At 39.0% G+C, this 14,121-nt stretch carries 13 protein-coding genes; 2 read left to right on the forward strand and 11 right to left on the reverse strand.

What is annotated here, in order from left to right; translation table 11 throughout:
• Positions 1 to 6 precede the first annotated feature (6 nt).
• The 4 genes from AC27EF_RS10145 to AC27EF_RS10160 all read right to left on the reverse strand — a co-directional run bounded on the left by AC27EF_RS10145 (position 7) and on the right by AC27EF_RS10160 (position 3,726).
• Positions 7 to 849: a DegV family protein gene (locus AC27EF_RS10145; protein WP_487110639.1), complete on the reverse strand. Its 843-nt coding sequence runs from the start codon at positions 847 to 849 to the stop codon at positions 7 to 9.
• An 86-nt stretch (positions 850 to 935) separates the two neighbouring features.
• Entirely contained in the window at positions 936 to 1,793 is an 858-nt protein-coding gene (locus AC27EF_RS10150) for a DUF368 domain-containing protein (RefSeq protein ID WP_487110640.1), read from the reverse strand.
• A 4-nt stretch (positions 1,794 to 1,797) separates the two neighbouring features.
• Positions 1,798 to 2,277 (reverse strand): DUF5721 family protein, encoded by a 480-nt coding sequence (locus tag AC27EF_RS10155; RefSeq protein ID WP_487110641.1) that lies wholly within the window; start codon positions 2,275 to 2,277, stop codon positions 1,798 to 1,800.
• 120 nt (positions 2,278 to 2,397) lie between these two features.
• Complete coding sequence (locus tag AC27EF_RS10160; protein WP_487110642.1) at positions 2,398 to 3,726, reverse strand: S1C family serine protease; 1,329 nt, start codon at positions 3,724 to 3,726, stop codon at positions 2,398 to 2,400.
• Positions 3,727 to 3,893: 167 nt separating this feature from the next.
• Here AC27EF_RS10160 and AC27EF_RS10165 point away from each other — a divergent pair, with 167 nt between their 5' ends.
• Complete coding sequence (locus AC27EF_RS10165; RefSeq protein WP_487110643.1) at positions 3,894 to 5,324, forward strand: undecaprenyl-phosphate glucose phosphotransferase; 1,431 nt, start codon at positions 3,894 to 3,896, stop codon at positions 5,322 to 5,324.
• Between the two features lie 35 nt (positions 5,325 to 5,359).
• Positions 5,360 to 6,385 (forward strand): LCP family protein, encoded by a 1,026-nt coding sequence (locus tag AC27EF_RS10170; RefSeq protein WP_487110644.1) that lies wholly within the window; start codon positions 5,360 to 5,362, stop codon positions 6,383 to 6,385.
• A 118-nt stretch (positions 6,386 to 6,503) separates the two neighbouring features.
• Here the strand turns inward: AC27EF_RS10170 and AC27EF_RS10175 are convergent, their stop codons facing one another.
• From AC27EF_RS10175 to AC27EF_RS10205, 7 genes are all read right to left on the reverse strand, one after another.
• Positions 6,504 to 7,673 carry a CDP-glycerol glycerophosphotransferase family protein gene (locus AC27EF_RS10175; RefSeq protein ID WP_487110645.1) on the reverse strand — a complete coding sequence of 390 codons (1,170 nt, stop codon included), beginning with the start codon at positions 7,671 to 7,673 and terminating at the stop codon, positions 6,504 to 6,506.
• Between the two features lie 9 nt (positions 7,674 to 7,682).
• Positions 7,683 to 8,618 (reverse strand): glycosyltransferase family 2 protein, encoded by a 936-nt coding sequence (locus AC27EF_RS10180; RefSeq protein WP_487110646.1) that lies wholly within the window; start codon positions 8,616 to 8,618, stop codon positions 7,683 to 7,685.
• A gap of 19 nt (positions 8,619 to 8,637) precedes the next feature.
• Positions 8,638 to 9,810 carry a CDP-glycerol glycerophosphotransferase family protein gene (locus tag AC27EF_RS10185; RefSeq protein WP_487110647.1) on the reverse strand — a complete coding sequence of 391 codons (1,173 nt, stop codon included), beginning with the start codon at positions 9,808 to 9,810 and terminating at the stop codon, positions 8,638 to 8,640.
• A 15-nt stretch (positions 9,811 to 9,825) separates the two neighbouring features.
• Positions 9,826 to 11,880: an LTA synthase family protein gene (locus AC27EF_RS10190; protein WP_487110648.1), complete on the reverse strand. Its 2,055-nt coding sequence runs from the start codon at positions 11,878 to 11,880 to the stop codon at positions 9,826 to 9,828.
• Positions 11,881 to 12,028: 148 nt separating this feature from the next.
• The gene (gene galU / locus AC27EF_RS10195; protein WP_487110649.1) at positions 12,029 to 12,922 is read right to left on the reverse strand and encodes a UTP--glucose-1-phosphate uridylyltransferase GalU; all 894 of its coding nucleotides are present in this window, start codon (positions 12,920 to 12,922) and stop codon (positions 12,029 to 12,031) included.
• Between the two features lie 34 nt (positions 12,923 to 12,956).
• Positions 12,957 to 13,355 carry a glycerol-3-phosphate cytidylyltransferase gene (tagD, locus tag AC27EF_RS10200; protein WP_487110650.1) on the reverse strand — a complete coding sequence of 133 codons (399 nt, stop codon included), beginning with the start codon at positions 13,353 to 13,355 and terminating at the stop codon, positions 12,957 to 12,959.
• Between the two features lie 23 nt (positions 13,356 to 13,378).
• A complete protein-coding gene (locus tag AC27EF_RS10205; RefSeq protein ID WP_487110651.1) occupies positions 13,379 to 14,119 on the reverse strand; it encodes an ABC transporter ATP-binding protein in 741 nt (246 codons plus the stop codon).
• Positions 14,120 to 14,121 lie beyond the last annotated feature (2 nt).

A 14,121-nucleotide genomic window follows, 5' to 3' on the forward strand; every position in this document is an offset into this window, starting at 1 on the left:
AGACTCCTACGCCTCAAACGACACGATGATTCCTCCATCGCATGCATACAGACTACTGACCCCTTTTGTATCAATGATCGACACATCTTCTATATTCAGATTCTTCTTTGCAAGTTCTTTTACATACTCAGCTCTCTGCGGGCAATTACAGTGGGCAATTGCCATAGAATGACCTTCTAAACTTCCGTTCTCCTGAGCTATATGATCTATCATTTTTGCCAAAGCCTTCTTAATTCCGCGGGCCTGCGCCGCTTTCTGTATGACGCCCTCTCTGGTTCCAATCATAACCGGCTTGATGTTCAGTGCGCCTGCAATCGTTGCAGACAGTCTGGAAAGACGTCCGTTTCGTTTCAGCACCTCTAATGTCTCCAGTACAAAATAAGTCCTGAGATCTGTAATATATGTTTCTGTTTTTTCCACCACCTCAGAAAAAGAAAGCCCCTGCTCTGCCAATTCATAAATTTTTCTTGCCGTTAAAAGCTGAGTTGTGGACGCCCCTCTGGAATTGAAAACATGAATGTTCTTTTTTCCATGTTCTTCTTCATAGAGATTTTTCCCCAAGACTGCACTGTTATAGGAACCGCTTAATTCTGCGGATAATGTTACAACATAAATATCATCTGCTTTATGATAAGCGTCCATATAACTTTCCGGTGCGGGACATGCAGATTTCACCTCACCCCTGCTCTGCGCCACTTTCTTTAAAAAAACGTCCTGATCAAACGTCTGATCATCAACAATCTCTTCTCCGTCTACCAACAAAGTCAGAGGAACCCACGAATAACATCCTCTGTCAAAATCTTCTTTCACTAAATCTGTACAGCTGTCGCACACAATATGGAAACTCATGATCGTATCTCCTTTTAAACACTTTCTTATATAGTATTGATTACTACTTATTCTATCATACCCTGATCAAAAAAGAAATACAGAAACTAGGATTCTTTCTCTCCGATCTTGCCTGACCACAAAATTCCCGCCGCAACGGCTGCTATCCCGGTTAAGATTGTGAAAAAATCAACAGAAAACTTTCCAATTTCTGTGAAAATCCCTACAGACGATGCAAAAACCAAACCCAGAATTCCCCAATAAGTCTTTCCACGCTGATGTTCCAATAAATATTCCATCAAAGACGCCGTCCAAATGACCCCTGCCGCCATACCGAGAGCCATCGGTCCGAAAATCAGAATTCCCCGCACCATCCACCAGGAATCCATTTGAAAAAATCCACTGATACAATCTGTCATCTCATTTAAAATCGGCTGATAATATCCCATTACCAATAAAATGGCAGACCCGCTGACTCCAGGAACAACCATAGTCAGCGCAGCCAAAACTCCAATTCCAAACATTTTAAACGCCGTCAAAGCTGCAGGCTCTAACACCACCTTGGTTCCATTGTTTCCCAAAAATGGAAGTCCTGCAATCACTCCGAAAAAAAGAAGAAACAGCAAAATATTTCCCAAGGAAGCCTTCTCTTTCCCGGCAGTTCTGATCAGATCCGGAATTCCTCCGAGAATTAAACCGGCAAACAGTAAATTGGTCTGAACCGGGAACTTCTCAAACAACCCCCGAAGTCCATAGGACAGTCCCAGCAGTCCAGCCGCTCCGCCAATGGCAATCGGCAGTAAAATTCGCAGACTCTGTTTTGGCGCTCTCGTAAAATGATTTACTGCATAAAGAATTTTATCGTAGATCCCCATAGAAACTGCCAGCGTACCTCCGCTGACTCCGGGCATAAATCCTGCCATGCCAATGAGAGCTCCCTGACAAAGCTGCTTAAAAAATTTCATAAAATTACATCAGCTCCTTTAAACGATTTTTGACTTCCAGGTCCCACGCCTCTTCCAGCGTCCGATCCATCACAAATGTTTTTCTGGACACGCCGCCAGTACATTTTAAACGCTTCCGATCATACATCATATTTAAAAACAAACCCGCAATTTCCTCCTCGCGGACCGACAAACGATACTTCTCTAAAAACTCATGAATCAAGTCCGGTTTCAGCATCATCACAAATTGAAAGGATAACGGCGTTTTTTTCCCCTTCATCAAAGCAAAAACTTTTTCTTTTTCCTGCTCCCACGGAACACAGGGATATTGTTGATATTGTTCCCATTCTTCCGTATCATAAAACTCTTTCAGAACCCTTCCATTAAATTCATATGCAATATTCATTGCTAACTTTCCTTCTCTCATTAAAAAATCATCAAATAAATTTCCGCCAAGAAATCCCGCCATAAACTTCTTAATCTGCTCTATCTCCAGTAAGACCATGCTCCACTCCTTTCCTCTTGTATCAATGAATAAACTGTGAAAAGGAACACTTGCCAATGCAGAGTGTTCCTTTCTCTATAGATCCATTATATCTTTTTTACAATACTTCTTCAATAGATTTTACTGCGCGAAATCATAAGCGCTTTGATTGCTGTAGCTGTCGCTGCTGCTGTTATTGCTGTTACGATTACTGCTTGTGCTCGGCGCATCAGATTTTTTGCCAAGAGTCACCGTTAAAGTCTTAGAAACGTAAGTTCCCATCTGATTTTGCCGTTTTACTACAACCTTCACTTTCTTTCCAGCTTTCATATTGGAAATTCTTTCTTTTAATCCGTCCATTGTGGAGACATCTCTTCCATCAAATTTTACAATGATATCCCCTGCGCTGATGCCTGCAGACTGTGCCGGTGATCCCTTTACCACCTGCTGTACATAGACGCCGGACGGCATATCAAACTGGCTTCCCATAGAATTATCAATGGTCTGTCCGGAAACTCCGAGATATGCCTGTTCTGATTCTTTTACCGCCTCGTTTTTAATCAGACTATTGATAATCGGTTTTGCTGTATTGATCGGAATTGCATAGCCCATTCCCTCCACATCCTCAGATGCATATTTTACAGTATTAATACCAATCAGTTCCCCTTTGCTGTTTAACAAAGCGCCTCCGCTGTTTCCCGGATTGATTGCGGCGTCGGTCTGAATCAATGTCATTGTAGTATCGGTCAGCTGAACCTCTCGATCCTTGGCGCTAATATAGCCTCCGGTTACAGACTGGCCATAGCCCAGCGCATTTCCAATGGCAATCGCACGCTCACCGGTCTTCAGGCTGTCAGAGTCTCCCAGCGTAATCACCGCAATTTTTTTCTGTGTTGAAGATTTCATATCACTTGTTTTTACTTCCACCACGGCAAGGTCCGCATCCGAATCTGTTCCTCGAATGGTTGCGCTTGCGCTCTCTCCATCTACAAATCCAACAGAAAGAGATTTTGCATCTTCTACCACATGATTGTTTGTGACAATCAAAAGCTTCCCATCTTCTTTTCCAATGATAATTCCAGATCCAACACCCTCTGTCTCGCTGCTTTGCTGCTGTCCAAACCATCCCTGAGATGTTGTTTCAAATTTACCTGTAATGGATACAATGGATGGCATTACATTTTCTGCAACCTCTGATAAATCATTGCCGGAACTGCTCGAACCGGAGCTGCTGACCGTCTTTGTCGTTGCCAGCTGAGTTGTGCTTCCTCCAATTCCGGCTTTTGAAAACCCATAGTTTACTCCCTGCATCACAAGTCCTGCAACCAAACCGAAGGCAACCGCGGAGCCGGCAAGCTTCAGCCAGTATCGTCTTCCCCTTTTGTTCTTTTTCTTATCATTCTCCTCCGCACGCCATTCCTCCGAGGTCTTCCATTTGTCATCCTGATTTTTATGATTATATTCATTCATGATATTGTTCTCCTTTCATCTGCGTTCTTCATGTTTTCAATATACCCGATAAATGTGTAAAAATTGTGTTTAATTTGTTATAAAAATAAGAAAAAGATAAGAAAACTTCCCATTGTACCAAATGATTTTTTCTTATATAATGTAGAGAGTGAAAAAGGAGTATTTTTATGATTAAGCAAAACCAAACCTATTTAAATCGGCTACACGTGCTGCTGGACGCCCTTTGCATCTACCTTTCAGGCTATGCGGCTTACTTTGCCCGATTCAAATTTCATATTTTTAATTTTGAATTTAACGGAGATTTATTTGAACGAAATCGCTATTATTTTGAGTTCCTCAGATACCAGCAGCCTTTGATCGGCGCTTTGATCATTCTTCTGCTATTATATTCTTTTTTTGGATTATATACTCCAAAACGTTACCAACGAGGCTCAAGAGAACTTATAAACCTGTTAAAAGCCAATCTTCTGGGACTGGGTATTTCGGCTTTTATTATTACCATATTCCAGATCCAGAACTTTCCTCGAGCGCTGTATCTGCTATTCTATGCATTTAACTTTACATTCGGAGTTCTCTCACGGTATATTCTCCGCAAATTCTTAAAAGCAAACCGAAAAAAGGGACGGAACATCAAACATACAGTTTTTGTGGGATTCAGCACATCCGCCGCCGCTTATATCGATCGAATCAAAGCAAACCCGCATTGGGGACTGCAGATTCACGGAATTTTTGATGATATCGTCAGTGAAAATTTTGAATACCGGGGAATTGAAAAAATCGGAACTTTGGCAGATCTTGCATCTTATCTGGAAAATACTTCTTTAGATGAAGTTGCCATAACACTCAACTTGAACGAATACAACAAATTGGAAAATATCGTCAGTATCTGTGAAAAATCCGGGGTTCACACAAAATTTGTTCCGGATTATTATAATTTCATCTCCACCAATCCATATACAGAAGACTTAGACGGTCTTCCGGTCATTAATATTCGGAACGTTCCTTTAACCAACACGTTCAACCGGATGGTCAAACGTCTCATTGACATTATCGGCTCTGTGTTTGCACTGATTTTATTTTCTCCGATTATGCTCATTGTTGCACTTTTAGTCAAAAAGAGCTCTCCCGGACCGATTCTTTTCGCTCAGGAGCGGATCGGACTTGGAAACAAACCTTTTAAAATGTATAAATTCCGTTCCATGGGAGTACAAGATCCGAAAAAAGAAGCCAAACAATGGACAACCAAAAATGACGCCCGCGTTACACCAATCGGGAAAATCATCCGCAAAACAAGCCTTGATGAGCTTCCTCAATTCTGGAATGTTCTGCGCGGTGATATGAGTCTGATTGGTCCCCGACCGGAACGTCCTCTGTTTGTAGAGAAATTTAAGGAAGAAATTCCACGTTATATGATCAAACATCAGGTTCGGCCGGGAATCACAGGATGGGCTCAGGTCAATGGCTTCCGCGGAGACACTTCCATTCGGGGCCGCATTGAACATGATCTGTATTATATCGAAAACTGGTCTCTTGGTCTTGATATTAAGATTTTATTTTTAACTGTATTCAAAGGCTTTGTCAATAAAAATGCGTATTAAAAAATGGACATCCGTCCATCATTTGGGAGGTACTTATGAGTAAATCACATGTGAAAAAAAGACGACATTCCCCAATCCGGACTCTCATCTTTCTGCTGTTTCTTTTTCTTTTATTCATCGGAATTCTTCTGGGAACCGTTTATATGAAGCTTGGAAATATTCAGACAAAAAAACTGGATCAAACACAGCTTGTTACAGTCAATGAAGATACCAATATGAAGAATTATACCAACTATGCATTTTTCGGAATCGACTCCCAGACCGGAAGCATGTCTGACCGCGGAAACCGCTCCGATTCCATTATCGTAGTCAGTATTCATAATCAGACAAAGGAAGTAAAACTCTTATCCATTTACCGGGATACTTTTCTGAGCATCAATGGAAAGTACAGCAAAATCAACGCTGCCTATTCCTGGGGCGGACCGGAACTGGCTGTCAGCACCATCAACCGGAATCTGGACTTGAACATCGAAAAATATGCCACTGTGAATTTTAAAATTCTTGCAGATTTAGTGGATTCTCTGGGCGGAATTGAAGTAGAAATTCCAAAAGATATTTTAAAGAATTTAAATAGTTACATCAAAGATATGAATCGCATCAACGGCGGTAATTCCAGTCAGATTCCAAAGGCAGGAACCTATACTCTGGATGGAAATCAGGCAGTTGCCTACTCCCGCATCCGCTACACAAGCGGAGGTGATTTGGCACGTGCCGGACGCCAAAGAGAGGTGCTTCAAAAGATTTTTGAAAAAGGAAAACGCAGTCCTCTGAAACTGATGTCTATGATGGATCAGATTCTTCCGCAGGTAAAAACCAACATGGAACAGAGCGAACTGTTTTCTATGTTTTTATCTGTGATGAAATATGATATCAAAGACCAGCAGGGCTTTCCGTGGGATCAAAAAGAAATGCGTTATTACGGCACGTACTACGGATTTCCCACAACTCTGGAGGAAAATGCCATCCGTGCTCATAAATATTTGTTCGGCACTTCCAACTATCAAGTCAGCGAAGAGTTATCAAAAATCAATCAAAAAATTATATGGCGAGCGGGCTACTGATTTGAATTCCAAACAATATTTCCTTGTCGCAGAACATTTTATGATATAGAAAAGTTCTGACTTTCCTATATCATGAGAAAGCGGACTCCGAAGAGTCCGCTTTCTGCGATTTTGATATCTATCTGACGGTACTTAAAAACCTCAGGAGATGTTCTCCCACAGCCCGCTGTCCTTCTTTGCAGTAGAAAAGATTCCTGACTTCTTCTCTTTCTTTTACAAATCGGTCTTCTCCGTCTGCCAGACGTTCAAATTCTTCCAATAGCTGATCAAAATTTTCCGCTTTGTATCCGGGGGTCACGCAATCATATTCATAATACATTTCCCGATCATTCAAAAGATAATCCTCAAAATCAAAATTATAAAATACCACCGGACGATTCAGAAGCAGATAATCAATATAGGCACTGGAATAGTCCGTTACCAGAAGGTCCGTATCCATCAGCAATTCCTGAATGTCTGCCGATTGATCCGTCATATCTAAAATATTAGGATAGGATGACACGTCCATCTTCTCATTTTTATGATAAAAATGAAGCTTTATGACAAATACGCTGTGATGTTCGCCGCACCACGCATCCAGTCTCTGCAAATCAAACTGCTGCAAAAGAGGAAATGTTTCTCTTCCTTCTTTCCGATGCGTCGGCGTATACAAAATAACCTTTCTCCCTCGCGCTGCATTCCGAAGTGCATGCTCCGGGTCAAAAATTTTCTTGTGGTCGTAAAACAGATCATTTCGCGGTTGTCCGGTAATTAATATATGGCTTTTGGGTCTGCGAAATGCACTCTCATAAACTTTTCCGTAAAAGGAACTGGTTGCCGTAACATATTCTTTTCCGAGAGGAAACTGCTGAATCGCTCTGCGTATTTTTTGTCCTCTGCTGTCCCAATTTTTCATTTTGTCATCATCATAGCCAATCTTTTTCAATGGAACTCCATGCCAGAGATTTAAGAACACCGCCCGCCCCATAAACGTATGATTAACATCACTGATTCCATTGCAGACCACCACATATTTTGCACGCAGCTGCATCCAGATGCCCCTGAAACTTCCGAACATATACGCTTCATATCCCATATTTCGGATTCTTTTACAAACCTCCGGATTCTTTGTAATCCAGATCGGGCGTATCCCCGAATGATTTTGAGCTTCCAGGAACAGGTATTTGGGATTATCCGCATACTGCTGTCCCAGCCAGGCACCGAAAATATAAATTTTTCGGCTTCTGGGAAATAGACATGATAAATACATCACTAGATATTTTATAAAAAGTCCCGCTGCTTTTTTCATAAAAATTCATTACCCCCAAAGCCACTGCATAAGCTTTCGGATATTCCCTTCCTTTAATACATGATGATTTCTGTAAAATGCCAGCCTGCGAATCTTTCCTTTATAATACAATTCGCCATAGCATTTCAGCAACTCAAATACATCCAGATTATCAATTTCCTCTCCGTAGACATCCACAAATCCCTGAATCTGTTCCATAGATTCAATCATCATACGGCGATAATAATTTTTTCCGTCTTTCAGCCTCTGGTATAAAAAGGCAGGATTCTTAGAATCCTTTGCCCCCAACGTGTTTTTGCCATGCTGTCTGTAATACAGTGTTGGTTCATTGACAAACCCGATCTTTCCAAAAACTTTTGCAATCAACGCCGCCCAATAGTCATGCATAATAATCTTAGAAACCGGCAGAACCCTTAAAAAATATTGCTGCAAACACCGGTTCATCATAACAGTGCATCCTGTCACAGAGTTTTGTACAATGAGCTGATTCAAAAAAATTCGTTTCGGAATATTGGCATATTGAAAGAATGACTCTGCAATCATCTCTAAATTATGATCGGTCACAGATAAATCCGTGTGAACTAAAATCGGTGTCTTTTCTCCATACCGCGTCTCAAGAGACTCCATTTTTTGAAGCGTCAAATAAATTTTATCCGGTTTCCACACATCGTCCTGATCGCAAAACATAAAATATGGTCCGTAAGAATTGCGCAGCAGCGAGATAAAATTATCTTTAGCGCTTCCGGTCGGCGGATCATTTTTAAGAATGGTCACCTGATTTGCATGCTGTCTGCTGAATTCCTCTAAAATACTGATGGTAGAATCCGTAGAACCGTCATCTCCCACCACCAGCTGCCAGTTTTCATAGGTCTGAGCTGCAATGGATTCTAACTGCGCTTTTAAATAATCCTCTCCGTTCAATGTCGCTAAAAGAATCGTTACCATAACTTTCAACCTCCTGACTTTATATGCTTCCTTTTTGCATTATATCAATAATTTTTTCAGATGCATGCCCATTATCTATATGATTGAATTTCTTATGATAAACCTCATATTTATCTTTCCATATTTTCTCATCATATTGTTTGATATCTTCAATCAGCTGTTCCGTAGTCTGAGAAACCGGTCCAGGCACCTCGCCCACAAAGTCAAAATAAAAACCTCTTAAATTCTCCTTATACTCTTCCAAATCATAAGCAAAGAACAGCATTGGTCTTCGGAGCAAACTATAATCAAACATCACAGATGAGTAATCTGTAATAAGCATATCCGAAACCAAATACAACCATGCAATGTCCTTTGTCTCATCAAACGTATAAACAAAGCCTCGATACGGACTCCAGTCAATTTGATCAGATACCAGATAATGATATTTTACAATAAAAATATACTCATCCTCTAAGGCTTTCTTCATCATATCAAAATCCAGCTTTGATGCAAATTTATATTTACCTTTTTCACTGTACTCATTATCTCTCCATGTAGGTGCATATAAAATAATTTTTTTGTCCAATGGGAGCCCCAGTATTTTCTTATATTTCTGCACTCTTTCCGGAACATTTTCCCGAATCAGAATATCATTTCTCGGGTATCCAATTTCCAATATAGGACGATCACGAAAGTCAAAACATGATCGAAAAATTTCCGTAGAAAATCTATTTTGTGAAACTAAATAGTCCCAATCTCTGCATGTCAAACGAAATTGCCTGTGATATTCCTCAATATTAGAACTTCCTCCCATATCCATTCGATCCATATCCAATGCTAATTTCTTTAAAGGAGTACCATGCCATGTTTGTATATAGGTAACACTCTTTTTCTTTCGCACATAAAGCGGCTGTCGACTATCAAAAATCCAAATTCCGCCGCGCATCAAATACCAAAAATAAGGAAAATAATTATTTCTGATCTTTTTGCATCTACCTGGAATATTTAACCTGGTATCAAATAAAAACCATATACACTCATATTCCCGATCCAAACCCTGACGAACCATTTCCTCATAAATATATTTAGGATTTCCCGTATAATTTCGTCCATTGCTGCTTTGAAATATTACAATTTTTTTGTTCACCGGAATCAGATACGTCAAAACTTTATAAATTTGAATTGTAATTTGTTTTATCAACTGCTTCATCTGCAAACTCCTCTATCATTTTTTTACATAAAAGAAACTATCTTCCCTGTTTCTTGTATCAAACATCATATTATACTGAATAATACGATACTCTTGTATTATATCATAATATGGTGAGTTCTTATCCTCTAACTGATAAAACTTTCCATTTTTCCCCCAATATCCTTGAGAAGTTATCACAGGCACACTCTTTCTTACATCATTTAAAAATCTTTGATACCCGGACATTTTAATATCTGCTGTTTCAGCAAGAATACTCTGTAAATAATTCATACTGGTCTTCTCAATATATTTTTCATCAATATCATAATTTGCCCAAATCACAAACGGTACCTGATATCGTTTCATCATTTCTTCGCTGTTCCACGTCTGGTACTTTCCATTGGTAATTTTATTCATAAATCGATCAGTCAATCTTGGCTGATGGTCTCCTAAAAAAATAATGATTGTTGGATCGCTCTGCCGTGCAAAATATCCTACTAATTTTTTTAAACTGTCATCAGAGTATTTGATTAGATTTAAATAGCGGTTTGCCTCTGAATCAAATTTGCTGTCTTCAATCCTAATTGGCTGATCAAAATTACTGCTGTCCTTATCATAAGGACTATGATTTTGAATTGTTAAATTGTACATAAAAAATGGAGCATTTGTCTTTTTTCGATTCTTTTCATATTCTTCAATGATTTTTTCCACCATTGCTTCATCTGAGATATATTCTCGTACTTTTTTTGTATCTTTGGCAAAATCATACTTATCAATAAAATCAGTCAATTCTAAGTATTTATAAACAGCCGGTCGGTTATAATTATAAGGGTTAAACGGATGCATTGCTTTATTTCCAGAATATCCATCTTTCTTTAAATTGCTGACCAACGACGGCATTGTATCATGAATGTAAAGCTGAAACGCAGTTGTACCTGCCGACAAAAATCCAAGGGAATTCCCAGTTAACAATTCAAACTCCGTATTCGCAGTTTGTCCTCCTACAATGGATGCATAGGTGTACCCTTTTACACAATTTTTCTTTAAACTATGGAAAAACGGCATATAATCCTGGTTCGTTTTAAAATCTCCAAGTACACTGAGATCAGAAAAAGACTCATTTAAAACTGTAATAATATTAGGATTTTTACTCTCCTTAAGGTGCGCTGCTTTACTTGTTTTTTCATATTGTTTCGTAATTTCTTTTACTTTCTCCAGACTGTATCCATCCGGCTTCTTGATTCTGGCATATCCTGCACTCCGAACAAACGTTACAGCCATCCCATATTTTTGATAACTTTCCATAGGGCGAAACATCCGTATATTGATGCCTTTATTTTGCATGTAATCTGAAAACACAGTTTTTTGCACAAACATTACGGAGCAGATACAAATGAGAATCGCTGCGGCTCCTCTGAGCCAAATTTTTTTAATAAATTTTACCTCTCTCAGACTTAAAAATAAATATAGAACCAACATCGTAAAAAATACAGCTGCATACTGCTTGAAAGTCAATTCAATGGTATAATTTCCCATGACACTGGTTGCCGTCTTCACAGTCAATACATCCGGTGCCATCATCGGAATTCCCCGAAAATCATAAACAATACAAATGGCAATACTAAGACCAATACAAATTGCATGGATTGCAAACGCTGCCACCCGCAGACTGTTTGTTATGACCATAATCACAAGATAAATTAATATAATCGTTAAAAGGCTAAGCCCAATCCAAAGAGGTTCTTTTTCCAGAATTGGTGTCGGCGGAAAGGCACACTTTGCTTCGTTGACCAGTATTTCTGTGAAAATCCATGCTGTAATCGGCGCTATCAAAGCAACTGCAATTGAAATAATACGATCAAATATCGGATTTAATTTTATGCTTGTGACTGACACAAAGATCATAAACAGAAAACCACATCCGACAAACAGGCTCCGTTTTACAAAAAAGTCTCCATGTGCCATATACATCTGCTGAGATACAAAATATCCAAATACCATCACCGCTGCCAATAATTTTATGATTGCTGCTGCAATTTTCCGCTTTTTTTTACATTTCCATATAGTGGTAATTTCTATCTTCTGCATTTTTTACTCCTGCATATTTATAAAAAATTCGAAAAGTGTTCTATCATAAAGAAAAGAAGAATTCCGTCGGTAAAAGATATTTCTTTATCCATCACGGTCAGAATTCCTCTCAAAATCCAAGAATCATCACATCATTCTTGCCGAACACTTATTTATTTTCTGCAATTGACTGAATATAGCCCATTACTTGCTCCTTTAACTCCGGACGTTCCAAGGCAAAATCAATGGTGGCTTTAATAAATCCGAATTTATCTCCCACATCATATCGAATTCCCTCGAAATCGTAAGCATAAACAGCCTGCGTATCAATCAGACGGCAAATCGCATCTGTTAACTGAATCTCTCCTCCTGCTCCGACACCCTGATTTTCTAATAATTCAAAAATCTCCGGTGTCAAAACATAACGTCCAAGAACAGCCATCTGACTCGGAGCCTCTTTCACCGATGGCTTCTCAACCATATTATCAAGTTTTACTGCCCGGCCATCCGCGAGAACATTCTTATTGGGTGCCACAATTCCATACTTGCTGACCTGATCCTGCGGCACAGTCTGAACTCCCACAACAGAAGCACCATGCTTATTATAAGCGCTAATCAACTGTTTTAATGCCGGGTCTCCTTCTTTATTCACAACCACATCATCTCCAAGAAGAACTGCAAAAGGTTCATTGCCGATAAAAGATTTCGCACATAAAACTGCATGTCCCAATCCCTTTGGTTCTTTTTGACGTACATAATAAATATTAGCAAGATCTGCAATATCATTAATCATCTTTACCTGAGCCATCTTTCCTGACTCCTTCAGTCGAATTTCCAGCTCATAATCCTTATCAAAATGATTTTCCATACAATGCTTATTAGAATTTGTAATAATCAGAATTTCTTCAATTCCACTTTCTACTGCTTCCTCCACAATATATTGAACGGTCGGAACATCTACAATTGGAAGCATTTCTTTTGGAATGGCCTTTGTTGCCGGTAAAAACCTTGTCCCCAGTCCAGCTGCCGGAATCACTGCTTTTCTTACTTTTTTTATATTCATAAGAACCTCCTGTCGTCCTTCTTTTGTACAATTATTATTTTCCACTTAATCCCAAATCCTGCTTAATCTTTGTTGTGGAAATGCCTTCTGTTCTCGGAAGATACACTACCTCGCAATATTCTTTCAGGAAATCAAACTTTCCTTCCCAGTCATTTCCCATAACAAAAGTATCCACTTTAAACTCTTTTACATCAGAGATTTTCTGATCCCAGCTATTCTCTGGAATTACCAAATCTACATAACGTACAGCTTCCACTAATTGCTTACGATCTTCATAACTAAAATAACATTTCTTGTGCTTCTCATTCCAGTTAAATTCATCAGAAGACACTACAACAATCAGGTAATCTCCAAGTTCCTTTGCTCTCCTTAATAAATTAATATGACCTGCATGAAGCAAATCAAAAGTTCCGTAGGTAATCACTTTTTTCATTTTTACAATACCTCCACGTATTCCTATTTTGTCTTCTCCTCATATACTTTACTAACCACATCAATAGAACCTTCTGAAATAATGCGTCCCTTCTCTAATAAGATTGCCCTATTACAGAGACGCTTTACCTGGTCCAGAGAATGCGAAACGAACAATACTGTAACACCTTTATCAAACATACTCATAATTTTCGCCTCGCTCTTTTTACGGAATTTTGCATCTCCAACGGAAAGTACTTCATCCAAAATCAGGATGTCCGGTTCCACCAATGTGGCCACAGAAAATCCCAGCCTTGATTTCATACCAGAGGAATAATTTTTTACAGGTACGTCAATAAATTTCCCTAATTCAGAAAATTCTATAATTTCATCTAACTTTTCGTCTAAAAATTTTTTTGAAAATCCTAGAACTGCACCATAAAGATAAATATTTTCCCTTCCTGTATATTGCATATCAAACCCAGCGCCCAATTCCAAAAGAGGGGCAATCTTTCCTTTGGACATCACAGTTCCTTCTGTTGCCTTCAATACTCCTGCAATTACTTTTAACAGCGTACTTTTTCCGGCTCCGTTCAATCCCAAAATCCCAAGCCGGTCTCCTTTATTTAAAGTAAAATTAACATCCTTTAATGCCCAAAATTCATTATATGATATCTGACGTTTTATTAATTTTATAATATAATCCTTTAAGTCATCTATCTTTTCCTGACTTAGATTAAATTTCATACCGACATGTTCAACTTTTAAAACTTCTTTTTTTGCCATGA

This window comes from Anaerostipes stercorihominis, from assembly GCF_057535655.1.